This window comes from Pseudomonas sp. LBUM1679 (assembly GCF_059695565.1).
Map to the genome: position 1 here is coordinate 1,437,932 of NZ_CP166774.1, position 23,313 is coordinate 1,461,244.

Sequence of the window (23,313 nt, forward strand, 5' to 3'; positions counted from 1 at the left end):
AAAGCCCCGCCTGGATCACCAGGCGGGGCTTTTTAATGGCCGATGGAATCAGACGAGAGGTTTAGGCTCGTGCTCTTTTTCCAGGGCTTGCTCGCGTTGCTCTACCGCTTCCTGAACGGAGCGCGGCGCTTCGTCGATCGCGGAGTCAACCGGCTCGGCAGCGACTTCAGCCGCCGGGGCAGAAGCTGCCTCGACCACTTCAGCAGCAACCGGAGCCGCTTCGACCACAGCCGGTGCCGCAGCGGCCGCCAGTTCGGCTTCCTTCTGCAGACGCTCGGCTTCACGCTTGCGACGACGCACTTCACGTGGGTCGTTCGGCGCACGGCCGCTTGGCGTCAGGGCGCTGACAGGCGCCGCTTCGACTTCAGGTGCCGCCACTTCGGCGACAACCGGCGCCGCCGCTTCGACTGCCGGTGCAGCTTCGACTACCGGAGCAGCTTCGACCACCGGTGCAGGCTCGGCAGCCGCCACCACTGGCTCGGAAACCATGGCGTCAGCTTCTGGCGCTTCGGCGGCAGTTGGCTCGGCAACCCAATTGAATGCGGTCTGCTCTTCGCGAACTTCACGAACGGTTTCGGTCACGGTTTCGGCGACTGTTTCAGCCGCCGGCTCTGTAACCACGGCTGGCGCTTCGGCGACGACTGTCGGCTCAGCCACAGCTTCAACTTCAGGCTGTGTTTCACGAACCGGGGCGACTTCGATTTCCGGCGACGCGGTTGCTTCGACCGGCGTGGTCGCTTCAACGACTGGCGCTTCCACCGCAGCAGTTTCCTGGGTAGCGGCAGTGGCGCGTTCGGCTTGCTCGTTGGCCTGGGCCTCGGCTGGCGCGCTGATCACGCTGCTGGCAACAGCTGCGGTAACCGCCAGGCCTGCGGCCAGATCGGCAGCGCTTGGTGCTTCGCGGGTTTCGCTGGCTTCGCCTTCGGCGGACTCGGACTCGGACTCATCCGACCCTTCGATCACGTTGCCGTTGGCATCGCGTTGACGCTCGCGGCGGTTGCTGCGACGACGCTGGCCACGGGAGCGGCGGCGTGGACGATCGCCTTCGGCGCCTTCCTGACCGTCTTCCTGCAGTTGCTCTTCGTTGCCGGTCAGCTCTTCTTCGGCAACGGCGGCAGCCGCTTGCTCGGCACGTGGTTGACGTTCTTCACGCGGTGGGCGTGGAGCACGTTCTTCACGTGGCTGGCGGGCAGGACGTTCTTCGGCGGTCGCGGTAGCGGAAGCGGCGGCAACCGGAACCGGAGCCGGAGCCGGAGCCGGAGCGATGGCATCCAGAGGCTCACGCAGTTCACGAACCCGCTCTTCACGATCGCCACGGGGCTTGCGATCTTCGCGAGGAGCACGCGGTGCGCGTTCTTCACGAGGGGCGCGTGGTGCGCGTTCTTCGCGAGCGACTACTGGCGTGGTGGTCTCTTCGCGGGCTTCGCGTGGCTGACGCTCTTCGCGTGGCTCACGGGGTGCGCGCTCTTCACGCGGTGCACGTTCCTCGCGCGGCTTGCGTTCTTCGTCGCGGCGACCGTTACGGTTGCGGCTTTGCTGACGACCGTTGCGACGCTCTTCGTTGCGGGCCGGACGCTCGGTGGTCGCTGGCTTTTCAACCACAACCGGAGCCGCTGGCTCTTCCTTGGAAGCGAACAGGCTGACCAACGACTTCACCAGGCCTTTGAACAGACTTGGCTCAGGCGCGGCGGCCGGTGGGGCAACCGGGGCGGCAGCAACGACTTCGACCGGAACCGGAGCGTTGGCACGGGCCGGAGCGGTCTTGACCGCGGCTTCCTGGCGAACCAGGGTGCGGGTTGCGGCGGCAGGCTGGACTTCTTCGACCTCGGCAGCGGCAGCGGCGATTTCGTAGCTGGACTGGCCGACCGCGGCTTCCGGGCTGTCATCGCGCAGACGCTGAACTTCGAAGTGAGGCGTTTCGAGGTGATCGTTCGGCAGAATGACGATGCGGGCACGGGTGCGCAGTTCGATCTTGGTGATCGAGTTGCGTTTTTCGTTGAGCAGGAACGCGGCGACCGGGATCGGCACTTGTGCGCGAACTTCGGCAGTGCGGTCTTTCAGGGCTTCTTCTTCGATCAGGCGCAGGATCGCCAGCGACAGCGATTCAACGTCACGGATGATGCCGGTGCCGTTGCAACGCGGGCAAACGATGCCGCTGCTTTCGCCCAGGGATGGACGCAGGCGCTGACGGGACATTTCCAGCAGGCCGAAGCGCGAGATGCGACCGACTTGCACGCGAGCGCGGTCGGCTTCCAGGCATTCGCGGACTTTCTCTTCCACGGCGCGCTGGTTCTTGGCAGGGGTCATGTCGATGAAGTCGATGACGATCAGGCCGCCGATGTCGCGCAGGCGCAACTGACGGGCGATTTCTTCGGCGGCTTCAAGGTTGGTCTGCAGAGCGGTTTCTTCGATGTCGCTGCCTTTGGTAGCGCGCGCCGAGTTGATGTCGATGGACACCAGGGCTTCGGTCGGATCGATAACGATGGAGCCGCCGGAAGGCAGTTCAACGACGCGCTGGAAAGCGGTCTCGATCTGGCTTTCGATCTGGAAACGGTTGAACAGCGGAACGCTGTCTTCGTACAGCTTGATCTTGCTGGCGTACTGCGGCATCACCTGGCGGATGAAGGTCAGGGCTTCGTCCTGGGCTTCAACGCTGTCGATCAGCACTTCGCCGATGTCCTGGCGCAGGTAATCGCGGATGGCGCGGATGATCACGTTGCTTTCCTGGTAGATCAGGAACGGCGCGGAGCGATCCAGCGAGGCTTCTTTGATGGCGGTCCACAGTTGCAGAAGGTAATCGAGGTCCCACTGCATTTCTTCGCTGCTGCGGCCCAGGCCGGCAGTGCGCACGATCAGGCCCATGTCGGCTGGAGCAACCAGACCGTTCAGGGCTTCACGCAGTTCGTTGCGCTCTTCACCTTCGATGCGACGGGAAATACCGCCGGCACGCGGGTTGTTCGGCATCAGCACCAGGTAACGACCGGCCAGGCTGATGAAAGTGGTCAGGGCGGCGCCCTTGTTGCCACGTTCTTCTTTTTCGACCTGAACAATGACTTCCTGGCCTTCGCTCAGGACGTCCTTGATGTTGACGCGGCCTTCGGGGGCTTTCTTGAAGTATTCGCGGGAGATTTCTTTGAGGGGCAGGAAGCCGTGGCGCTCAGAGCCGAAATCGACAAAGGCAGCCTCAAGGCTTGGTTCGATGCGAGTAATCCGGCCTTTATAGATGTTGGCCTTTTTCTGCTCGCGTGCACCGGATTCGATGTCCAGGTCGTAGAGGCGTTGGCCATCTACCAGTGCAACACGCAACTCTTCGGGTTGGGTTGCGTTAATCAGCATTCTTTTCATGTAGTACCGTCGGTTTCCGGGCTGCCGGAAACGGCGTTCGGCACACACGACTTCTCACGGTCGGTGTCAGGTGCGTCGGGAGTGGTTGGCCAATCCCGTGTCCAGCGAAGTCCGGCCAATGTGGGCCTTCATCGCGACGTACGCGTCCTGCTTGCTGTGGCTACTTAAGCACTCAGTCAGGAGGAGGAATCAACCGGCGGCTGTGGACGAGATGAAGCGTCTTGATAAAGCCTAATGCTACACAGTCCAGCGGTTGTGCATCTCCACCCTACACGTATCCCTGATAATTCGGGTGCTGCCGCGCGCAGAATCCGCAGCGGGTTGGCATTTACCGTGAGCTCCGAAGGGGGAGGTCACGCATCATGGCTAATTTAGGCGTTGTTTCCGAAGCGTTCGCTCGGGGTTGTTCGTAGCTGACTGCACTTTGTGAACTGGCCGTGAATATTTGCTCGCAAGGCGAGTGAAAACTCTGCTTTGCGGCATGATTCAGGCCTCATGTCACCTGCGCTGGTTACAACTGCAAACTCTACCGTTACGTAGCGAAAGCCCCGTAGGACGGCCTCTCGTCCTCGTGAATTGCGATGGTCAGGGCCGGTTTTTGACCGTTGGTCCGCTGTCCAGGCCACTTTTGGCGGCGTTCGCGACTATAGCAGCAATGATTAAGTGCTTCAATTCCATAAAAAATTGTTATCATCGCGGCATGACGACTACTGCCCCTTCGACCCCAGCGGTACAACTGCTGGAGGTCTCGCCGGAATATGCCGGCCAACGTATTGATAATTTCCTCCTCGCTCGGCTCAAAGGCGTGCCCAAGACCTTGATTTACCGCATTTTGCGCAAGGGCGAAGTGCGGGTGAACAAGGGACGGATCAAGCCCGAATACAAGCTCCAGGCGGGCGACATCGTGCGCGTGCCGCCGGTTCGCGTGCCCGAGCGCGACGAGCCGGTGCCGCTGGCACAAGGCCTGCTCCAGCGCCTCGAAGCCTCGATTGTCTTCGAGGACAAGGCGCTGATCGTGATCAACAAGCCTTGCGGCATCGCTGTTCACGGCGGTAGCGGCTTGACTTACGGGGTGATCGAAGCCTTTCGTCAGTTGCGCCCCGATTGCAAGGAGCTCGAACTGGTTCACCGCCTCGACCGTGATACCTCCGGCCTGTTGATGATCGCCAAGAAGCGCAGCATGTTGCGCCACTTGCACGCTGCCTTGCGCGGCGATGGTGTCGACAAGCGCTACATGGCGCTGGTTCGCGGTAACTGGGCGGCCTCGATCAAGCAAGTCCGGGCGTCGCTCGGCAAGAGCAATCTGCGCTCCGGCGAGCGCATGGTCGAGGTCGACGAGGAGGAGGGCAAGGAGTCGGTGACCGTGTTCAAGGTCCTGCGCCGCTTCGGCGACTTTGCCACCCTGGTCGAAGCCAAGCCGATCACCGGCCGCACCCACCAGATTCGGGTTCACACCTTGCACGCCGGGCATTGCATCGCCGGCGATACCAAGTACGGTGACGAGAACTTCAGTAAAGAGATCCGTGACCTGGGCGGCAAACGCCTGTTCCTGCACGCCTACATGCTGACCGTGCCGCTGCCTGACGGTGGCGAACTGAAATTGCAGGCGCCCGTCGACGAGATGTGGGCCAAGACCGTGGAGCGCTTGAGTGCACCCATCTGATTACAAACTGCTGATTTTCGACTGGGATGGCACACTGGCCGATTCCATTGGTCGGATTGTCGAGGCAATGCACGTGGCGTCCGAGCGATCGGGGTTTCAGTTGCGCGATGATTTTGCCGTCAAGGGCATCATCGGCCTGGGCTTGCCGGAGGCGATTCGTACGCTGTATCCAGACATTGGTGACGATGAATTGGTCGCCTTCCGTCAGCACTATGCCGATCACTACATTGCCTCCGAAGCCGTGCCCTCGCCATTGTTCGAGGGTGTGGTCGAGTCGATGGAAGCGTTTCGCGCCGACGGGTATCACCTGGCGGTTGCCACCGGCAAGGCCCGGCGCGGGCTGGATCGGGTGCTGAAGTCGCACGGCTGGGAAGATTATTTCGACATCACCCGGGCCGCCGATGAAACTGCGAGCAAACCCCATCCTCTGATGCTGGAGCAGATCGTCGCGCATTGCGGGGTCCGTCCGGAGCAGGCGTTGATGGTCGGCGATTCGTCCTTCGACCTGCAGATGGCGCGCAACGCCGGCATGGATTCGGTGGCCGTCAGCTATGGCGCGCAATCGATCGAGGCGCTGAAATTGTTCGAGCCGCGCCTGGCGATTGACCGTTTTTCAGAATTGCAGGCCTGGCTGAGCCAGGCTTAAACCGTTTTTGCTGGGGTACATGGCATGACCGACGAATGGAAAGCGCCCGCCAAGGCGAGCGCAGAGAGCGGTGACGAGAAAAGCTGGAAGCTGCTGGAAAAGACCCTGCTGGCCAGCGTGCAGGAACAGCGCCGGTCCCGGCGCTGGGGGATCTTCTTCAAGCTGCTGACCTTTGTGTACCTGATTGGCGCGCTGATCCTGTTCACGCCGCTGATGGACATGGAAAAAGCCGCGACCCGCAGTGGCAACTACACCGCGCTGATCGACGTGACCGGCGTGATTGCCGACAAGGAGCCCGCCAGTGCTGACAACATCGTCGGCAGCCTGCGTGCCGCCTTCGAGGATGAGAAGGTCAAGGGCGTTATCCTGCGAATCAACAGTCCGGGCGGCAGTCCGGTGCAGTCGGGTTACGTTTATGACGAGATCCGCCGCTTGCGCGGTCTGCATCCGGATACCAGGGTTTACGCGGTGATCTCCGACCTGGGTGCTTCCGGCGCCTACTACATTGCCAGTGCGGCCGATCAGATCTATGCCGACAAGGCGAGCCTGGTGGGTTCCATCGGTGTGACGGCGGCCGGTTACGGCTTTGTCGGGACCATGGAAAAGCTGGGCGTCGAGCGGCGCACCTATACCTCGGGCGAGCACAAATCGTTCCTCGATCCGTTCCAGCCGCAGAAACCTGAAGAAACGCAGTTCTGGCAGGGCGTGCTCGACACCACTCATCAGCAGTTCATTGCCAGCGTCAAGAAAGGGCGTGGCGACCGCCTCAAGGACAAGGAGCATCCGGAGCTGTTTTCCGGCCTGGTCTGGTCGGGCGAGCAGGCGCTGCCACTGGGGCTGATCGATGGCCTGGGGAGTGCCAGTTCCGTGGCGCGTGATGTGATTGGCGAGAAGGAGCTGGTGGACTTCACTGTCCAGGAATCGCCGTTCGATCGCTTCTCGAAGAAACTCGGTGCCAGTGTGGCTGAGCATTTGGCGATGTGGATGGGGTTTCAGGGGCCGACGCTGCGCTGATTGGGGGGTATCCCGCTATTTGAGATTAACTGTAGGAGCTGGCTTGCCAGCGAAGGCGGTGGGTCAGACGACATATTTATCGCCTGAACGGACGCCTTCGCTGGCAAGCCAGCTCCTACAGGGGTGTGTGTGGTGTTTTACGGAACCTGCACGCCCTCGGCCAACAGCATATCGATCAGCCGAATCAGCGGCAGGCCGATCAGGCTGGTGGCGTCAGGGCCTTCGGTGCTTTGAAACAGGCTCACCCCCAGTCCTTCGGCCTTGAAGCTGCCAGCGCAGTCGTAGGGCTGCTCAGCGTGCAGGTAACGTTCGATGCGCGCGATGTCGAGTGTGCGCATGTGGACGGTAAACGGCACGCAATCGACCTGGCAGGCGCCCGTCTGGCTGTTCAGCAGTGCCAGGCCGGTCAGGAAGGTGACACTGGCACCGCTTGCGGCTAAAAGCTGCTCGCGGGCCTTGTCGAACGTATGGGGCTTGCCGATGATCCGGTCGCCCAATACCGCGACCTGGTCGGAACCGATAATCAGATGAGCGCGATGGCTATCGGCCAGTGCGCGGGCCTTGGCCTCGGCGAGGCGCTTGACCAGCTCGATGGCGGGCTCCTGCGGGCGATGGCCTTCGTCGATATTCGGTGAGCTGCAGGTAAACGGCAGCTGCAGGCGGGCCAGCAACTCTCGGCGATAAACCGAGCTTGAAGCGAGTAATAAAGGCAGCATGCGCAACTCCAAAGGGGAGGTGCGAATTCTAGCGAGGTGACCAAGTGACGGACAGGGCTGAATTTCCTTTGACATGCCCGGGGGCATCCCTATAATGCTGCGCCTATGTTGAATGACCCGATTCCACCTCACGTTGACCCGCGCAAATTGGCTGACCGTGGCACCACCCTTCAAGGTGAACTGCTGCTGGCCGATTTGGAGAGACTCTGCGACCCGCTTTCCGACACTGTCGGTACGGTGCAGGCTAAATTCGTTTTTGAGCGAGATGAACGTAAGTCTGTGGTCATCCACAGCTTTATCGACACCGAAGTCAAAATGGTTTGCCAGCGTTGTCTTGAGCTGGTCACCCTGCCGATCCACAGCGAATGCAGTTATGCTGTGGTGAAAGAGGGTGCGAATACCCAGTCGTTGCCGAAAGGTTATGACGTGCTGGAACTGGGCGAAGATCCATTGGATCTGCAGTCACTGATCGAGGAGGAGCTTCTGCTCGCCTTGCCCATTGTGCCTGCTCATCATCCGGAAGAATGCCAGCAGCCGGCGGGTCTCGATGAGCCCGAACCGAGCGAGGACGAGGTAACGCGGTCCAACCCGTTCAGTGTATTGGCGCAGTTAAAGCGTGACCCAAACGTTTAGGAGTTAATCAATTATGGCTGTTCAGCAGAACAAAAAATCCCGCTCTGCCCGTGACATGCGTCGTTCGCACGACGCCCTGACGGCAAGCACTCTGTCTGTAGAAAAAACCACCGGTGAAGTTCACCTGCGTCACCACGTATCGCCAGAAGGCGTATACCGTGGCCGTAAAGTGATCGACAAGGGCGCTGACGAGTAATCCTTGTCCGCTCAAGTCATCGCGATTGACGCAATGGGCGGGGACTTCGGTCCCCGCAGCATTGTTCAGGCCAGTCTTGCTTGTCTGAATGCCACGCCCTCGTTGCACCTGACCCTCGTCGGTCAACCCTCACTCCTTGAAGAATTGATCGCCAGCCAATCGGCTGTGGATCGCGCGCGCCTGTCGATTGCACCGGCGAGCGAAGTCATCACCATGGACGAAAAGCCGGCCCAGGCCTTGCGCGGCAAGCCCGATTCGTCGATGCGCGTGGCGCTGGAGCTGTTGCGCGACGGCAAGGTCCAGGCCTGCGTCAGTGCCGGCAACACCGGCGCGCTGATGGCGTTGTCGCGATTTGTCCTCAAGACCCTGCCGGGTATCGACCGGCCGGCCATGGTCGCGGCGATTCCGACGCAGAAGGGTTACTGCCAGCTGCTCGACCTGGGCGCCAACGTCGATTGCAGCGCCGAACATCTGTTGCAGTTTGCGGTGATGGGGTCGGTCGCGGCAGAAACCCTGGGTATCGTTCGTCCTCGGGTCGCGTTGCTGAACATCGGCACCGAAGACATCAAGGGCAATCAGCAGGTCAAGCTGGCGGCGACCTTGTTGCAGAACGCCCGTGGCATCAACTACATCGGTTTCGTCGAAGGTGACGGTTTGTACCGCGGCGAGGCGGATGTGGTGGTGTGTGACGGTTTTGTCGGCAATATCCTGCTCAAGTCCAGCGAAGGCCTGGCGACCATGATTGCCGGGCGCATCGAAGCCCTGTTCAAAAAAAACCTTGCATCAAAAGTAGTCGGCGCAATGGCTCTGCCGCTGATGAAGCGGCTGCAAGCCGATCTGGCGCCTGCGCGGCATAATGGCGCAAGCTTCCTCGGGTTGCAGGGGATCGTCGTGAAAAGCCACGGTTCGGCCGGGGTTCAGGGCTTTCAGAGTGCCATTGCCCGGGCGTTGATCGAGATCCAGGAAAACCTGCCGGAACGGATTCACGGTCGTCTGGAGGATTTGTTGCTTTAGGCGTTTTCGGCGGACAATGCTTAAATGTGACCGCTCAGTTCAATTGGCCATCCAATTGTCAGTTTTCTTGCGTCCCGGGACGGGACGTCAATTCTTCGGCGACAAGATCATTAGGGGCTTGTTACATGTCTGCTTCCCTCGCATTCGTCTTTCCGGGACAGGGTTCGCAGTCCCTCGGCATGCTGGCCGAGTTGGGCGCGCAACATCCGCTTGTCCTCGACACCTTCAAAGAAGCTTCCGATGCTCTGGGTTATGACCTGTGGGCACTGACCCAGCAGGGGCCGGAAGAACACCTCAATCAAACGGATAAAACCCAGCCGGCCATTCTGACCGCCTCGATCGCCTTGTGGCGTCTGTGGCTGGCCGAAGGCGGCGCGCAGCCGGCTTATGTCGCCGGCCACAGCCTGGGCGAATACAGTGCCCTGGTGGCGGCAGGCAGCCTGAGCCTGGGCGACGCGGTGAAGCTGGTCGAGCGCCGCGGCCAACTGATGCAGGAAGCCGTTCCGGCCGGGCAGGGCGGCATGGCCGCGATCCTCGGCCTGGAAGACGCCGACGTGCTGGCTGCCTGTGCCGAAGCGGCCCAAGGCGAAGTGGTCAGCGCAGTCAACTTCAATTCCCCGGGCCAGGTGGTCATCGCCGGTGCCAAGGCGGCGGTCGAGCGCGCCATCGAAGGCTGCAAGGCCCGTGGTGCCAAGCGCGCCATGCCATTGCCGGTCAGCGTGCCGTCGCACTGCGAGCTGATGCGTCCGGCTGCCGAGCGTTTCGCCGAATCGATCGCGGCGATCGATTGGCAGGCGCCACAGATTCCAGTGGTACAAAACGTCAGCGCCAACGTGCCGGCGGATCTGGAAACCCTCAAGCGTGATCTGCTTGAGCAGCTCTACAAGCCTGTACGCTGGGTCGAATCGGTCCAGGCGCTGGCTGCCAGGGGCGCGACCCAACTGGTCGAATGCGGTCCCGGCAAAGTGCTGGCCGGCCTGAACAAGCGCTGCGCCGAAGGCGTGTCGACATCCAACCTCAATACCCCAGATGCTTTCGCTGCCGCCCGTGCAGCGTTGGCCTGAATCAGGAGAAGCTTGCATGAGTCTGCAAGGTAAAGTTGCACTGGTCACCGGCGCGAGCCGCGGTATCGGCCAGGCTATCGCCCTGGAACTGGGTCGTCAGGGTGCCATCGTAGTCGGCACCGCGACCTCCGCGTCGGGGGCCGAGCGCATTGCCGCTACCCTGAAGGAAAACGGTATTCAGGGTACTGGTCTGGAACTCAATGTCACCAGCGATGAATCCGTCGCTGCTGTCCTGGCGAGCATTCAGGAGCAGTTCGGTGCGCCGGCGATCCTGGTCAACAATGCCGGTATCACCCGCGATAACCTGATGATGCGGATGAAAGACGACGAGTGGCATGACGTCGTCGATACCAATCTGAACAGTCTGTTCCGCCTGTCCAAGGGCGTTTTGCGCGGCATGACCAAGGCCCGTTGGGGACGAATTATCAGTATTGGTTCGGTTGTGGGTGCCATGGGCAACGCAGGCCAAGTAAACTACGCTGCCGCCAAGGCCGGTCTGGAAGGTTTCAGCCGTGCACTGGCGCGTGAAGTCGGCTCGCGTTCGATTACGGTAAACTCGGTGGCCCCAGGGTTCATCGACACCGATATGACCCGCGAACTGCCCGAGGCACAGCGTGAAGCCTTGCAGACGCAGATTCCGCTGGGCCGTCTGGGACAAGCTCAAGAGATCGCGTCTGTGGTCGCTTTTCTTGCATCCGACGGTGCGGCTTACGTGACTGGGGCTACAATCCCGGTGAACGGCGGGATGTACATGAGTTAAATGTGACGGATAGCTTCAAAAAAATGTCATACGAGCTGTCTAAAATCCGTTATAAAGCTGCAATCTATTTATCGGCAGAGGGCCACCGGGTTTGAGGAGTGAAGCTTTCAGTTGAAAAACTGAAAAGTCTTTCTATACACTTACCCACTGGCCAGCTGCCTGAATTTGTCCATTAGGAGTGAAAACAAGGTATGAGCACCATCGAAGAGCGCGTCAAGAAAATCGTTGCCGAGCAACTGGGCGTTAAAGAAGAAGAAGTGGTCAACACTGCTTCCTTCGTTGAAGACCTGGGTGCTGACTCCCTTGACACCGTTGAGCTGGTGATGGCTCTGGAAGAGGAATTCGAGACCGAAATCCCTGACGAAGAAGCCGAGAAGATCACTACTGTACAAGCTGCAATCGACTACGTTACCAACCACCAGGCGTAATAGCTTGTAGTCGTTGCTTGCTGTCATGGAAAAACCGCACTGCCATCACGGCGTGCGGTTTTTTCTTTAGGCCTGATGCAAAGTCGTCATTTGAAAAAGGAGAGTGCTGTGTCGCGTAGACGCGTCGTAGTCACCGGTATGGGTATGTTGTCGCCACTGGGCACGGATGTGCCGAGCAGTTGGCAGGGCATTCTGGCTGGCCGCAGTGGCATTGGTCTGATCGAACACACCGACCTTTCTGCCTATTCCACCCGTTTTGGCGGCTCGGTAAAGGGCTTCAATGTCGAGGAATACCTGTCGGTCAAGGAAGCTCGCAAGCTTGACCTGTTCATTCAGTACGGTCTGGCCGCAGGTTTTCAGGCTGTTCGCAACGCCGGTCTGGAAGTCACCGACGCCAACCGCGAGCGTATCGGCGTGGCCATGGGGTCGGGTATTGGCGGTCTGACCAATATCGAAGAAACCAGCCGCACCCTGCATGAATCCGGCCCGCGACGGATTTCTCCGTTTTTCGTGCCTGGCTCGATCATCAATATGATTTCCGGGTTCCTGTCGATCCACCTGGGTGCACAGGGGCCCAACTACGCCATCGCCACGGCGTGTACCACCGGTACGCACTGCATCGGCATGGCGGCTCGCAACATCATGTACGACGAGGCCGACGTAATGATTGCCGGCGGCGCCGAAATGGCGGCCTGCGGTCTGGGCATGGGCGGCTTTGGTGCTTCTCGTGCGCTGTCGACCCGCAACGACGAGCCGACCCGCGCCAGCCGGCCATGGGACAAGGGCCGTGATGGCTTTGTGTTGTCCGATGGCGCCGGTGCGCTGGTGCTGGAAGAGCTGGAACACGCCAAGGCGCGTGGCGCGACCATCTACGCCGAGCTGATCGGTTTCGGCACCAGTGGCGATGCCTACCACATGACTTCGCCGCCAGCCGATGGCGCCGGTGCTGCACGTTGCATCACCAATGCCTTGCGCGACGCGAAGATCAATGGCGATCAGGTCCAGTACATCAACGCCCATGGCACCTCGACGTCGGCGGGCGATCTTGCCGAAGCCTGTGCAATCAAGTCGGTGTTCGGCGATCACGCCTACAAACTGGCCGTCAGTTCCACCAAGTCCATGACCGGTCACCTGCTGGGTGCGGCGGGCGCGGTCGAAGCGATCTTCAGCGTGCTGGCGATCAACAGCCAGGTAGCACCGCCGACCATCAACCTCGATGAGCCGGATGAAGGCTGCGATCTCGATTTCGTGCCACACACCGCGCGCAATATGGATATCGATGTGGTGCTGTCCAACTCCTTCGGATTTGGCGGGACCAACGGCTCGCTGGTGTTCCGCCGGTTTGCTGGCTGATGGACAGCTGGGTCGACGGTCAGCCGGCTGACGCTCTGTCGCTGAAGGATCGCGGCCTGGCTTACGGCGATGGTCTGTTCGAGACCATTGCCGTGCACAATGGCGTTCCGGTGCTGCTGGACCGGCACCTGGCGCGATTGGTCAAAGGTTGCCAGCGCTTGGCGATCAACCTCGACCCTAGTGCGCTGTGCACCGAGTTATCGAGCTATGCCCAGGCGTTGGGTGAAGGCGTGCTCAAGCTGATCGTCACCCGTGGCGACGGTCTGCGCGGTTATGCACCGGATCCTTCGGCGCAGGCACGGCGCATTATGCAAGGCAGTCCTCCCGCAGCGTATCCCGTGGCGAATGCGGAGCAGGGCGTGCGTCTGTTCCCCTGCTCGACGCGCCTGTCCAGGCAGCCCCTGCTCGCCGGGCTCAAGCATCTGAATCGCCTTGAACAAGTCATTGCCCGCTCCGAGTGGCAAGACTCCGAGCACGCGGAAGGTCTGATGCTCGATCAAGGCAGTCGCGTGATCGAAGGTGTGTTCAGCAACCTGTTCCTGGTGCGCGACGGGGTATTGATCACCGCCGATCTCAAGCGCTGTGGCGTGGCCGGCGTGATGCGTGCGGAATTATTGTTTCAAGCCGAGTCATTGGGCATCCCCACGCAAATCACCGACATCACCCTCGATCAGCTGCAGTGGGCCGATGAAGTCTTTGTCTGCAACAGTGTGTATGGCGTTTGGCCGGTGCGCGCCTATGCAGCACTGAGCTGGCCGGTTGGCCCGCTCACCCGTAAACTCCAAACCATTGCCCGCCTGCTACTGGATGCTTGATTCGTGAGACGTAAATTCTTGCTGCTGCTGGAAACCGGATTGGTTCTGGCGGGGCTGTGTCTGGGCGCTTCTGCCTGGAAAATCCATTCGGCGCTGGAACAACCGCTGAATATCACCCAGGAAGAACTGCTGGAGGTGCCCAAGGGCACCACGCCGACCCGCACCCTCTATCGGCTCGAAGCCGATGGCGTGATCAAGGACGCTTTCTGGCTGCGCGTTTACTGGCGCTTCAATCTCGCCCGGCAACCCCTGCACAAGGGCGAATACCGCATGCAGCCCGGCATGACTGTCGAAGGGCTGATCGACCTGTGGAAGCGCGGGGAAATCGTTCAGTACAGCCTGACCCTGGTCGAAGGCTGGAATTTCCACCAGGTCCGCGCGGCCTTGGCCAAAGCAGAAAAACTCGAACAGAGCCTCGATGGTTTGAGCGATAGCCAGGTCATGGAGAAACTGGGTCACGACGGGATTTTTCCGGAAGGCCGATTCTTCCCCGACACCTACCGCTACGTGCGTGGCATGACCGACGTCGAGCTGCTGAAGAAAGCCTACGACCGCCTCGACGAAGTCCTCGCCAAGGAATGGGGGCAGCGCTCGGCCAACGTGCCGTACACCGAACCCTATCAGGCGCTGATCATGGCGTCGCTGGTGGAAAAGGAAACCGGCGTGCCCCAGGAGCGCGGGCAGATCGCCGGCGTGTTTGTGCGGCGCATGGAAATGGGCATGCTGTTGCAGACCGATCCGACCGTGATCTACGGCCTCGGTGACCGCTACAACGGCAAATTGACCCGTGCCCACCTCAGGGAACCGACCCCTTACAACACCTATATGATTTCCGGCCTGCCGCCGACCCCGATCGCGATGGTCGGTCGTGAAGCGATCCATGCAGCGCTCAATCCGGTGGCGGGCAACAGCCTCTATTTCGTTGCCCGGGGTGATGGCAGTCACGTGTTCTCCGATGATCTGGACGCCCATAACAACGCGGTGCGCGAGTTCCAGCTCAAGCGCCGCGCCGACTACCGCTCCAGCCCGGCACCTGCCACCGCGCCGGAAGCGCTGGACGAGCAGATGCCGATTCCGGCCGCTTCGCCCAACATAGCCCCTGAGGCGTTGGAGCCAGTGCCGCCGCAAGCGCCTGCTCAGGTGGCGTCACCCGAATCACCGGCGCCTGTCGATGAGCCGCCACAGGAGCCGTCATCAGCGCCGGCGCAACCACCCGCTGAAGAACCCGCTGCCGCGCCCGATGCGAGCGCGCCGCACAGCCCGCAATGACTCTGACTAAGGACTGCCTGTGACTGGCTTGTTTATTACCCTGGAAGGGCCGGAAGGCGCCGGCAAGAGCACCAACCGCGAGTACCTGGCCGAGCGTCTGCGCGCCGCCGGTATCGAGGTGGTGCTGACCCGCGAGCCGGGTGGTACGCCGTTGGCCGAACGGATCCGCGAGGTGCTGCTGGCGCCCGTCGACGAAGTCATGAACCCCGACACCGAATTGCTGTTGGTGTTCGCCGCGCGAGCCCAGCATCTGGCCGAGGTGATTCGCCCGGCGCTGGCCCGCGGCGCCGTGGTCCTGTGTGATCGCTTTACCGATTCGACCTACGCCTATCAGGGGGGCGGCCGCGGATTGTCGCTGGAGCGCATCGCAGCCCTGGAAACCTTTGTCCAGGGCGACTTGCGCCCGGACCTGACGCTGATTTTCGATCTGCCGGTTGAAGTAGGCCTGGCCCGCGCCAGTGCCCGCGGTCGCCTGGACCGCTTCGAACTCGAAGGCCGGACATTTTTCGATGCCGTGCGCAGTGCCTTTCTCAAGCGTGCCGAAGCGGACCCGACGCGGTATGTCCTGGTCGATGCCGCTCAGCCGCTGACGCAAGTTCAGCGGGCGCTGGACACCTTGCTGCCGCGTCTGCTGGAGTTGGCCCGTGGCTGAAGCCTATCCGTGGCAGGACAGCCTCTGGCAGCAGTTGGCCGGGCGCAAGCAGCATGCTCACGCCTATCTGCTGCATGGCCCGACCGGGATCGGCAAGCGCGCGCTGGCCGAGCGCTTGATGGCCAGTTTGCTGTGCCAGCGGCCGACCGCGCAGGACGCTTGCGGCGAATGCAAATCCTGCCTGTTGCTCAAGGCCGGCAGCCACCCCGACAATTACATCCTGGAACCGGAAGAAGCCGACAAGGCGATCAAGGTCGATCAGGTCCGCGAACTGGTCAGCTTCGTGGTCCAGACCGCGCAGATGGGCGGACGCAAGGTGGTGCTGATCGAGCCGGCCGAGTCGATGAACGTCAACGCCGCCAATGCCTTGCTCAAAAGTCTTGAAGAGCCGTCCGGTGATACCGTGTTGCTGCTGGTCAGCCACCAGTCCAGTCGATTGTTGCCGACCATCAAGAGTCGCTGCCAGCAGCAGGCGTGTCCGCTGCCCAGTGAGGCGATGAGCCTGGCGTGGCTGGCGAAGGCCCTGCCGGACTGTTCGCCAGAGGAACGCGTCGAATTGCTGACACTCGCCGCCGGATCGCCATTGGCTGCGGTCAAGTTGCAGGCCCGGGGAGTACGCGAACAGCGGGCGCTGGTGGTCGACGGGGTGAAGAAATTGCTCAAGCAGCAACAGTCGCCGACCCAGCTGGCCGAAGAATGGAAAACCATACCGCAGTTGCTGTTGTTCGACTGGTTCTGCGACTGGTCGAGCCTGATCCTGCGCTATCAGTTGACCCAGGATGAAGAAGGCCTCGGCCTGACGGACATGCGCAAGGTCATTCAATACCTGGCGCAGAAAACCGCGCAGGACAAAGTGCTCGCCATTCAGGACTGGATTCTCGCCCAGCGTCAGAAAGTGATGAACAAAGCCAACCTGAATCCGGCGCTGTTGCTGGAGGCGCTGTTGGTGCAATGGGCGTCCTTGCCTGGCCAGAAGTGAGCGTTCGCGCCTAGACTCTGAACATCAGCCGTGGAGATCAGCATGAATGAAGCCGTCAATCCGGGGCCGCGCAACGGCATTTTGTCCCTGACGATCAAGGACAAGTCCGTGCTGTATGCGGCGTACATGCCGTTCATCAAGAACGGCGGCCTGTTCATTCCGACCAACAAAAGCTACAAGTTGGGCGATGAGGTCTTCATGCTGCTGAACCTGATGGACGAGCCGGAAAAAATCCCGGTTGCCGGCAAGGTCACCTGGATCACCCCCAAAGGCGCCCAAGGCAACCGGGCCGCGGGGATCGGCGTACAATTCAATGAAGGCGACGATACCGCGCGCAGTCGCATCGAAACCCATCTGGCCGGAGCCCTGAAGTCCGACCGTCCTACCCATACGATGTAAGTTGCAGCCCTTTTATGCTCGTAGATTCTCATTGTCACCTTGATCGCCTCGACCTCGCCGCCCACGACGGTTCTCTGGATGCTGCGCTCGATGCCGCCCGTCAGCGCGGGGTCGGTCACTTTCTGTGTATCGGCGTCAGCGTCGAAAACGCTGGCGACGTCAAAGCCCTGGCCGAGCGCTACGCCGACGTCGACTGCTCGGTGGGCGTGCATCCGCTGGATGTGCAACCCGGTGCGGCGCCAGCGCTGGAGTGGTTGCTGCAGGAACTGAATCACCCGCGCGTGGTGGCGATTGGTGAAACCGGCCTGGATTATCACTACGAACCGGAAGCGGCCGAGTTGCAGCAGCAATCGTTTCGTCTGCACTTGCAGGCGGCGCAGCAGACGGGCAAGCCGGTGATCATTCACACCCGTGGCGCCCGTGCCGACACCTTGAGTCTGTTGCGTGAAGCGGCGCTGCCTCAGGCGGGCGTCCTGCATTGCTTCACTGAAGACTGGGACATGGCGAAAGCGGCGCTGGACATGGGTTATTACATTTCCCTGTCCGGGATTGTCACGTTCCGCAATGCCGATGCGTTGCGCGACGTGGCCAGCAAAGTGCCCGCTGACCGCTTGCTGGTGGAAACCGATTCACCGTATCTGGCGCCGATCCCTTATCGTGGCAAGCCGAACCTGCCGCAGTATGTGCGGGAAGTGGCAGAGTTTCTGGCGATGTTGCGCGGTGAGCCCTATGAGCGGTTTGCCCAGCAGACCACGGAGAACTTCAAGCGGTTATTCCCGTTGGCGCATGTCAAATCAGTTTAGGGTGCAACGCTGCCTTGGCGAGCAGCCTCGCCCCACGAGGGTAAATCGCAGGCAAAAAAAACCCGGGTTCTGGGGGGTGAATCCGGGTTAAGACCATTAGGAGTAAAACAAAGGCACGCGGTCCGTTGGTACCTATATCGGCGTGACACTTGGGGGAGATGCCCCGCCGACAGTTGAAGTATTGATCAGTATTGCGCCGAGTCCAGTTTAGCAGGGAGGGTTTTTAAACAATTTTGGAATACGCCCGCTTCGGAAGCGTTCTCATCAACTGCAAAACTGCGTGAAATCATCATGAAACACAGATATGGTCGGATGATCCGTGCATTTTGGCGCAAGTTAGGCATAATACGCGGCTTCGAATTTTGACCCCTACAGACCTTTTCTTATGCATAAAGAACCTCGTAAGGTCCGTGAGTTTCGTCGCCGCGAGCAAGAAATTCTCGATACCGCGCTCAAGCTGTTCCTCGACCAAGGTGAAGACAGTGTCACCGTCGAGATGATCGCTGATGCCGTCGGTATCGGCAAAGGCACGATCTACAAGCACTTCAAGTCCAAGGCGGAGATCTATCTGCGCCTGATGCTCGATTACGAGCGCGATCTGAACGAGCTGTTGCATTCGGCCGATGTCGACAAGGACAAGGAGGCGCTGTCCCGGGCCTATTTCGAATTCCGCATGCGCGACCCGCAACGCTATCGGCTGTTCGACCGCCTGGAAGAAAAGGTGGTCAAGGGCAACCAGGTGCCGGAGATGGTCGAGGAACTGCACAAGATCCGCGCCTCGAACTTCGAACGCCTGACCCTGCTGATCAAGGGCCGGATCAGCGAAGGCAAACTCGAAGACGTGCCGCCTTACTTCCATTACTGCGCGTCCTGGGCGCTGGTGCACGGTGCCGTTGCGCTGTATCACTCGCCGTTCTGGAGCAATGTGCTGGAAGATCAGGAAGGCTTCTTCCAGTTCCTGATGGACATCGGCGTACGCATGGGCAACAAACGCAAGCGCGATACCGACACCCCAAGCAGCTGAGCCATTCAGATGCTTTATGCGCCATGATTTAGCTACATGGCGCAGTACCTCAGGAATATACTCAGGCATAGGGCTTGCTAAAACTTGATTTCTGAGTCAAGTTTTACTCCGTCCGAACTTCCTTTTGCCGGAGTGATCCATGATCGTTGACCGTCAAGGCAGGCGTTTTCGCAATCTGCGAATCAGCCTGACATCAGCCTGCAATTACGCGTGTACCTACTGTGTGCCTAACGGCAAGCGGCTGGTCGCTGCGCAGGATGAACTGTCGGCCGAGGCGATGGCCCGGGGTGTGGCTTATTTGATCGAAGCCGCCGGCATCGAGCGTTTGCGCATCACCGGCGGCGAGCCGCTGGTCAGTCCCAAACTTGAAGCCTTCATGACGGCTGTCGGGCAGATGGGCCTTGAGGACATCAGCCTGACCACCAATGGTCAGTTGCTGGCGAAAAAACTGCCGCTGCTGGTGGATGCCGGCATCCGGCGCATCAACGTTTCCCTCGATACCCTGGACGCCAGTGCGTTTCGCAGCATTGCCCGTGGCGGCGATCTGGCGACTGTGCTCGACGGCATGGACCAGGCTTCGGCTGCCGGCATCAAGATCAAGGTCAACATGGTGCCGCTGCGCGGGCAGAACCTCGATCAGGTGATGCCGCTGCTCGATTACTGCCTGGAGCGCGGCTATGAGTTGCGTTTCATCGAGCTGATGCGCATGGGCCACCTAGCCAGCGACTCCAATGCCTTCCTGCAGCAGTTCGTCAGTCTTGCGCAGTTGCTGAGCCTGATCGGCGAGCGCTACGAGTATCTGCAGGCTAACGCGCCCGTAGACGCCACGGCAGTGCGTTATGAGGTTCCGGGGCAGGGCTACTTCGGCGTGATTGCCAACGAAAGCGTGCCCTTCTGTCGCACCTGTTCGCGGTTGCGTCTGTCGTCTACTGGCTGGTTGCATGGCTGTTTGTCGTCGAGCAATCGCCACTATGTGGGTGACCTGTTGGACAAGCCGCGTCATCAGGCGCTGCCGGCGTTGCAGCGACTGCTGGTAAAAGCCTTGGGCGACAAGCAGGAAGTGGCGTTCTCCGGTGGCGCAACCATCATGAAGATCATCGGCGGCTGACAGCCCTCTTGTGGCGAGGGAGCTTGCTCCCGCTGGGTCGCGAAGCGGCCCCAAAACCATTCCCCGCGTTGTGTCAGGCATAGCGTATTCGCTGGTTTACGGCTGCTGCGCAGCCGAGCGGGAGCAAGCTCCCTCGCCACAGATTCTCGACTCGAAATATTGATGGCCCCACGGACTGGCGCGGAAGCTGCATCCTCTGCCCATTCGCCGGTTTTCCGTCACCGGCCTCTGGAGGGAAGGATGCGTAGCCTGGTTTTGCTGCTGGCCATTTTGGCGCTGGGTGGCTGCATGAAGGTCAGCGACATGGCCGAAGGCACTCGCTACCACATGAGCGACGCGGGCCTGCTCGACCATAGCGACAGCCACCGAGCCAATAATCTGCGCATTCAGCCGGACTCCTTCGTCTACATCGCCCAAGGCGCCTTCGCACCCCCAGGCAGTGCCTATCCACGACCCAACGTGATCGCCGAAGTCGCCTTCGATGGCTTTATCGAATACTTCCCGATGGTGCGCCGTGCCCGTGTGCCGGAAGGTCTCGATCAGGCGATGGGCGAAGCCCGAGCCGCCGGTGCGCATTACCTGCTGTATACCCGCTTTGCCAAGTCCGATGACCGTATCGGCAACTCGGACGAATGGCTCGATCAGGAAGCCGTGGATCTACTCGGTATCGACAGTGGCGTCATTCAGATCATGTTGATCGAGACCAGCACCCAGTATTTGATTGATACTGCACGTATCAAGAGTCGTGGCGGTTTGCTGACGTTCCACGATACCAAGCCGGAAGACCTGATGGGCCCGCCGCTGGAGCAATATGCTCGTAGCTTGCTGGGGCTCAGCGACCAGTAACTCAAAAGGAGAACGCCATGAGTGGCCCGCAAAAAGCCAACGACCTGTTGGGGCAAATCCCCAAAACCAAAGGCTTGCCACCGGTCCACCTGTGGAATCCCGACTTCTGCGGCGACATCGACATGCGCATCGCCCGCGACGGCACCTGGTACTACCTGGGCACGCCGATCGGGCGCAAGCCGATGGTCAAGCTGTTCTCCACCATCATGCGTCGCGACGGCGATGACTACTTCCTCATCACCCCGGTCGAGAAAGTCGGCATCAAGGTCGACGATGCGCCTTTCGTGGCGATTGCCGTGGAGGTGGAAGGCGAGGGTGAGGCGCAGGTCTTGCGCTTCACCACCAATGTCGAGGAAACCGCCGAGGCCGGTGCCGAACACCCGATGCGGGTAGTGATCGACCCGGTGACGCAAGAGCCGGCCCCCTATGTACATGTGCGCACCAACCTTGAAGCGCTGATCCACCGCAACGTGTTCTATCAGCTGGTGGAACTGGCCGTGACCCGAGAGATCGACGGGCAGCGCTGGCTGGGTGTATGGAGTGGTGGCGAATTCTTCCCCATCGGCCTGGAGCCCTGACACATAACCCTGTGGGAGCGGGCTTGCTCGCGAAAGCGCCGGCACATCCAACATTTATGTGTCAGACAGACCGCTTTCGCGAGCAAGCCCGCTCCCACAGGTTATATGTCGGCCGCATAATCCGGGCACGACACTTGACCTGCAGGCGCTGGCTTGTCGGATCGCCGCACCGCAGCGAAGGCTGCGTCACTGACGCAACGCATCTTCACTGATCTACGCCTGGACCCCTCCCATCACTTCCCTGAAATATTCCTTGCCCGCCCCACCTCGTTTCGGTTATCACGCTGTACATGATTAGACAGGTACGATTTGACAAGAAACAACGGGTGGTCGACGAACTCATCCGGCGCATCGAAAGCGGCCTCATGGAGGACGGCTTTCATCTGCCGGGGGAGCATCAGTTGGCTCAAGAATTCAAGGTCAGCCGGGGCACGCTGCGCGAAGCCCTGGCCGAATTGAAACGGCGCAAATACATCGCGACGCAAAGCGGGGTCGGCTCCATCGTCACCTTCGACGGTGTGGTGCTCGATCAACGCAGCGGCTGGGCCCAGGCCCTGGCCGACAGCGGGGCGCTGATCAATACCGAAGTGCTGCGGCTGGAGGCGGTGACCCGTCCTGACCTGCTGCCGCGTTTCGGCACCGACCAATTCATCACCCTCGACCGACGCCGCCGCTCCACCGACGGCAAGCTGGTCTCCCTCGAACGCTCACTGATGCCCGCCACCGGAGGCCTGGAAAGCCTGCCGCGGGTCGGCCTGATCGATAACTCCCTGACCATCACCCTGGCCGCCTACGGCTACATCGGCGAGCGCGGCGATCAATGGATCGGCGCCGAACCCCTGAGTGCCGAAGACGCCGAACTGCTGGGCCGTCCGCCAGGCACGGTATTTCTCAAAGCCCTGCGCACCACCTACGACCGGAAAAACCGCTTCATGGAGCAGGTCGAAAGCCTGCTCGACCCGGTGCATTTTCGCCTGCACCTGCAATTTGGACATTCGCAATGACCGCACTCAACCGTGCCCTGGGCGCTTTTTACGGACTGGCCCTGGGCGATGCGCTGGGCATGCCGACGCAATCCCTGAGCCGCGCCGAGATCAAGGCGCGCTTCGGCGAAATCACCGATTTGCAGGACGCCGGCCCGGATCAGCCGATCGCCGCGAACATGCCCAAGGGCTCGATCACCGACGACACCGAACAGGCGATTCTGGTGGGTCAATTGCTGGTCGAGGGCGAGGGCCGGATCGAACCGTCGAGGCTTGCCCGGCGGCTGATCGAGTGGGAAGCCGGGATGCAGGCCAAGGGCTCGCAGGATTTGCTCGGCCCGTCGACCAAGCGGGCGATCGAGATGATCCTCGCAGGACACACACCGGAAGAGGCGGGGCGCTACGGCACCACCAATGGCGCGGCCATGCGCATCACGCCAGTCGGGATCGCGGTGGATGTCGCCGATCCTGAACCTTTCATCCAGGCCGTGGTGCAGGCCTGCCAGGTCACCCACAACACCACGCTGGGCATTTCCAGTGCGGCGGCGGTGGCGGCGGTGATCTCGGCCGGGGTCAACGGGATGGACCTGGGCGAGGCCTTGAACCTTGGCCAGCAAATGGCATTGCAAGCGCAAGGGCATGGCCACTGGGTCGCGGGCGGACGCATCGCTTCGCGCATCAGTTGGGCGCGGACCCTCAGCGTCGACAGCGATCGGGCGATGCTCGCCGATTTGCTGTATGACGTGATCGGCACCTCGGTGGCGTCTCAGGAATCGGTGGTGGTGTCGTTTGCCCTGGCTCAGCAAGTGGCCGTTGGCGAAATGAACGCCTTCGAAGCGCTGTGCATGGCGGCGAGCCTGGGGGGTGACACCGATACCATCGCGGCGATTCTCGGGGCGATGCTCGGGGCCTGTCTGGGGCTGGAGAGCTGGCCGGCGGCGATGATCGAGCAGGTTAAAGCGGTTAACTCGTTGGAGTTAGAACCGTTGGTGAGAGGACTGTTGGCTCTGCGCTGACTGGACTGA

General features: G+C 60.9%; 24 protein-coding genes. 22 read left to right on the forward strand and 2 right to left on the reverse strand.

Translation table 11 applies throughout. The features are described 5' to 3' along the window. Positions 1-48 precede the first annotated feature (48 nt). Positions 49-3,345: a ribonuclease E gene (gene rne, locus ACA062_RS06620; RefSeq protein WP_497455698.1), complete on the reverse strand. Its 3,297-nt coding sequence runs from the start codon at positions 3,343-3,345 to the stop codon at positions 49-51. 700 nt (positions 3,346-4,045) lie between these two features. On the opposite strand from rne, the gene rluC reads away from it, so the two are divergent. Genes rluC through sppA form a run of 3 tightly spaced genes read left to right on the forward strand, consistent with a single transcriptional unit; the run spans position 4,046 to position 6,668 of the window. After that, positions 4,046-5,008 (forward strand): 23S rRNA pseudouridine(955/2504/2580) synthase RluC, encoded by a 963-nt coding sequence (rluC, locus tag ACA062_RS06625; protein WP_497455699.1) that lies wholly within the window; start codon positions 4,046-4,048, stop codon positions 5,006-5,008. Then, positions 4,995-5,654, forward strand: coding sequence for an HAD-IA family hydrolase (locus tag ACA062_RS06630; RefSeq protein WP_497455700.1), 660 nt, complete (start codon positions 4,995-4,997; stop codon positions 5,652-5,654). Before rluC ends, ACA062_RS06630 begins: the two co-directional genes overlap by 14 nt. 24 nt (positions 5,655-5,678) lie before the next feature. Then, positions 5,679-6,668: a signal peptide peptidase SppA gene (sppA, locus tag ACA062_RS06635; protein WP_497455701.1), complete on the forward strand. Its 990-nt coding sequence runs from the start codon at positions 5,679-5,681 to the stop codon at positions 6,666-6,668. A 137-nt stretch (positions 6,669-6,805) separates the two neighbouring features. Here the strand turns inward: sppA and ACA062_RS06640 are convergent, their stop codons facing one another. Continuing rightward, complete coding sequence (locus ACA062_RS06640; RefSeq protein ID WP_497455702.1) at positions 6,806-7,384, reverse strand: Maf family protein; 579 nt, start codon at positions 7,382-7,384, stop codon at positions 6,806-6,808. A 105-nt stretch (positions 7,385-7,489) separates the two neighbouring features. On the opposite strand from ACA062_RS06640, the gene ACA062_RS06645 reads away from it, so the two are divergent. The 19 genes from ACA062_RS06645 (at position 7,490) to ACA062_RS06735 (ending at position 23,304) form a co-directional block, all read left to right on the forward strand. Then, positions 7,490-8,017 carry a YceD family protein gene (locus ACA062_RS06645; RefSeq protein ID WP_004371317.1) on the forward strand — a complete coding sequence of 176 codons (528 nt, stop codon included), beginning with the start codon at positions 7,490-7,492 and terminating at the stop codon, positions 8,015-8,017. Positions 8,018-8,030: 13 nt separating this feature from the next. Next, positions 8,031-8,213, forward strand: coding sequence for a 50S ribosomal protein L32 (rpmF, locus tag ACA062_RS06650; protein WP_004371305.1), 183 nt, complete (start codon positions 8,031-8,033; stop codon positions 8,211-8,213). Between the two features lie 3 nt (positions 8,214-8,216). Further along, positions 8,217-9,227, forward strand: a complete 1,011-nt coding sequence (gene plsX, locus ACA062_RS06655; RefSeq protein ID WP_497455703.1) for a phosphate acyltransferase PlsX — start codon at positions 8,217-8,219, stop codon at positions 9,225-9,227. Between the two features lie 125 nt (positions 9,228-9,352). Beyond that, complete coding sequence (gene fabD, locus ACA062_RS06660) at positions 9,353-10,291, forward strand: ACP S-malonyltransferase (RefSeq protein ID WP_497455704.1); 939 nt, start codon at positions 9,353-9,355, stop codon at positions 10,289-10,291. Between the two features lie 16 nt (positions 10,292-10,307). Beyond that, a complete protein-coding gene (fabG, locus tag ACA062_RS06665; protein WP_007942004.1) occupies positions 10,308-11,051 on the forward strand; it encodes a 3-oxoacyl-ACP reductase FabG in 744 nt (247 codons plus the stop codon). A gap of 191 nt (positions 11,052-11,242) precedes the next feature. Next, positions 11,243-11,479 (forward strand): acyl carrier protein, encoded by a 237-nt coding sequence (acpP, locus tag ACA062_RS06670; RefSeq protein WP_003442511.1) that lies wholly within the window; start codon positions 11,243-11,245, stop codon positions 11,477-11,479. Between the two features lie 108 nt (positions 11,480-11,587). Beyond that, positions 11,588-12,832: a beta-ketoacyl-ACP synthase II gene (fabF, locus tag ACA062_RS06675; RefSeq protein WP_497455705.1), complete on the forward strand. Its 1,245-nt coding sequence runs from the start codon at positions 11,588-11,590 to the stop codon at positions 12,830-12,832. Continuing rightward, complete coding sequence (gene pabC, locus ACA062_RS06680) at positions 12,832-13,647, forward strand: aminodeoxychorismate lyase (RefSeq protein ID WP_497455706.1); 816 nt, start codon at positions 12,832-12,834, stop codon at positions 13,645-13,647. The genes fabF and pabC overlap by 1 nt, the downstream gene beginning before the upstream one ends. Before the next feature lie 3 nt (positions 13,648-13,650). After that, positions 13,651-14,916 (forward strand): endolytic transglycosylase MltG, encoded by a 1,266-nt coding sequence (mltG, locus tag ACA062_RS06685; RefSeq protein ID WP_497455707.1) that lies wholly within the window; start codon positions 13,651-13,653, stop codon positions 14,914-14,916. Positions 14,917-14,935: 19 nt separating this feature from the next. Further along, positions 14,936-15,568, forward strand: coding sequence for a dTMP kinase (gene tmk / locus ACA062_RS06690; RefSeq protein ID WP_497455708.1), 633 nt, complete (start codon positions 14,936-14,938; stop codon positions 15,566-15,568). After that, positions 15,561-16,547: a DNA polymerase III subunit delta' gene (locus ACA062_RS06695; RefSeq protein WP_497455709.1), complete on the forward strand. Its 987-nt coding sequence runs from the start codon at positions 15,561-15,563 to the stop codon at positions 16,545-16,547. The genes tmk and ACA062_RS06695 overlap by 8 nt, the downstream gene beginning before the upstream one ends. 42 nt (positions 16,548-16,589) lie before the next feature. Next, entirely contained in the window at positions 16,590-16,946 is a 357-nt protein-coding gene (locus tag ACA062_RS06700; protein ID WP_497455710.1) for a PilZ domain-containing protein, read from the forward strand. Positions 16,947-16,960: 14 nt separating this feature from the next. Continuing rightward, positions 16,961-17,749, forward strand: coding sequence for a TatD family hydrolase (locus tag ACA062_RS06705; protein WP_497455711.1), 789 nt, complete (start codon positions 16,961-16,963; stop codon positions 17,747-17,749). Between the two features lie 385 nt (positions 17,750-18,134). Beyond that, positions 18,135-18,773, forward strand: coding sequence for a TetR/AcrR family transcriptional regulator (locus tag ACA062_RS06710; RefSeq protein WP_008152317.1), 639 nt, complete (start codon positions 18,135-18,137; stop codon positions 18,771-18,773). A gap of 139 nt (positions 18,774-18,912) precedes the next feature. Further along, positions 18,913-19,881 carry a GTP 3',8-cyclase MoaA gene (locus tag ACA062_RS06715; protein WP_497455712.1) on the forward strand — a complete coding sequence of 323 codons (969 nt, stop codon included), beginning with the start codon at positions 18,913-18,915 and terminating at the stop codon, positions 19,879-19,881. Between the two features lie 240 nt (positions 19,882-20,121). Continuing rightward, on the forward strand, positions 20,122-20,727 hold the full coding sequence (locus ACA062_RS06720) for a DUF4823 domain-containing protein (RefSeq protein WP_497455713.1): 606 nt from the start codon (positions 20,122-20,124) through the stop codon (positions 20,725-20,727). A gap of 17 nt (positions 20,728-20,744) precedes the next feature. Then, entirely contained in the window at positions 20,745-21,305 is a 561-nt protein-coding gene (locus ACA062_RS06725; protein ID WP_128872177.1) for a DUF1285 domain-containing protein, read from the forward strand. A 290-nt stretch (positions 21,306-21,595) separates the two neighbouring features. Continuing rightward, positions 21,596-22,309: a GntR family transcriptional regulator gene (locus ACA062_RS06730; RefSeq protein ID WP_497455714.1), complete on the forward strand. Its 714-nt coding sequence runs from the start codon at positions 21,596-21,598 to the stop codon at positions 22,307-22,309. Beyond that, on the forward strand, positions 22,306-23,304 hold the full coding sequence (locus ACA062_RS06735) for an ADP-ribosylglycohydrolase family protein (protein WP_497455715.1): 999 nt from the start codon (positions 22,306-22,308) through the stop codon (positions 23,302-23,304). The genes ACA062_RS06730 and ACA062_RS06735 overlap by 4 nt, the downstream gene beginning before the upstream one ends. Positions 23,305-23,313: the final 9 nt, after the last annotated feature.

What these genes read in the sequence shown, in the direction of transcription:
- rne (WP_497455698.1), bottom strand. Translation starts at nt 3,345, where the DNA reads ATGAAAAGAATGCTGATTAACGCAACCCAACCCGAAGAGTTGCGTGTT.
- rluC (WP_497455699.1), top strand. Translation starts at nt 4,046, where the DNA reads ATGACGACTACTGCCCCTTCGACCCCAGCGGTACAACTGCTGGAGGTC.
- sppA (WP_497455701.1), top strand. Translation starts at nt 5,679, where the DNA reads ATGACCGACGAATGGAAAGCGCCCGCCAAGGCGAGCGCAGAGAGCGGT.
- ACA062_RS06640 (WP_497455702.1), bottom strand. Translation starts at nt 7,384, where the DNA reads ATGCTGCCTTTATTACTCGCTTCAAGCTCGGTTTATCGCCGAGAGTTG.
- ACA062_RS06645 (WP_004371317.1), top strand. Translation starts at nt 7,490, where the DNA reads ATGTTGAATGACCCGATTCCACCTCACGTTGACCCGCGCAAATTGGCT.
- rpmF (WP_004371305.1), top strand. Translation starts at nt 8,031, where the DNA reads ATGGCTGTTCAGCAGAACAAAAAATCCCGCTCTGCCCGTGACATGCGT.
- fabD (WP_497455704.1), top strand. Translation starts at nt 9,353, where the DNA reads ATGTCTGCTTCCCTCGCATTCGTCTTTCCGGGACAGGGTTCGCAGTCC.
- fabG (WP_007942004.1), top strand. Translation starts at nt 10,308, where the DNA reads ATGAGTCTGCAAGGTAAAGTTGCACTGGTCACCGGCGCGAGCCGCGGT.
- acpP (WP_003442511.1), top strand. Translation starts at nt 11,243, where the DNA reads ATGAGCACCATCGAAGAGCGCGTCAAGAAAATCGTTGCCGAGCAACTG.
- pabC (WP_497455706.1), top strand. Translation starts at nt 12,832, where the DNA reads ATGGACAGCTGGGTCGACGGTCAGCCGGCTGACGCTCTGTCGCTGAAG.
- ACA062_RS06700 (WP_497455710.1), top strand. Translation starts at nt 16,590, where the DNA reads ATGAATGAAGCCGTCAATCCGGGGCCGCGCAACGGCATTTTGTCCCTG.
- ACA062_RS06705 (WP_497455711.1), top strand. Translation starts at nt 16,961, where the DNA reads ATGCTCGTAGATTCTCATTGTCACCTTGATCGCCTCGACCTCGCCGCC.
- ACA062_RS06710 (WP_008152317.1), top strand. Translation starts at nt 18,135, where the DNA reads ATGCATAAAGAACCTCGTAAGGTCCGTGAGTTTCGTCGCCGCGAGCAA.
- ACA062_RS06715 (WP_497455712.1), top strand. Translation starts at nt 18,913, where the DNA reads ATGATCGTTGACCGTCAAGGCAGGCGTTTTCGCAATCTGCGAATCAGC.
- ACA062_RS06720 (WP_497455713.1), top strand. Translation starts at nt 20,122, where the DNA reads ATGCGTAGCCTGGTTTTGCTGCTGGCCATTTTGGCGCTGGGTGGCTGC.
- ACA062_RS06725 (WP_128872177.1), top strand. Translation starts at nt 20,745, where the DNA reads ATGAGTGGCCCGCAAAAAGCCAACGACCTGTTGGGGCAAATCCCCAAA.
- ACA062_RS06730 (WP_497455714.1), top strand. Translation starts at nt 21,596, where the DNA reads ATGATTAGACAGGTACGATTTGACAAGAAACAACGGGTGGTCGACGAA.
- ACA062_RS06735 (WP_497455715.1), top strand. Translation starts at nt 22,306, where the DNA reads ATGACCGCACTCAACCGTGCCCTGGGCGCTTTTTACGGACTGGCCCTG.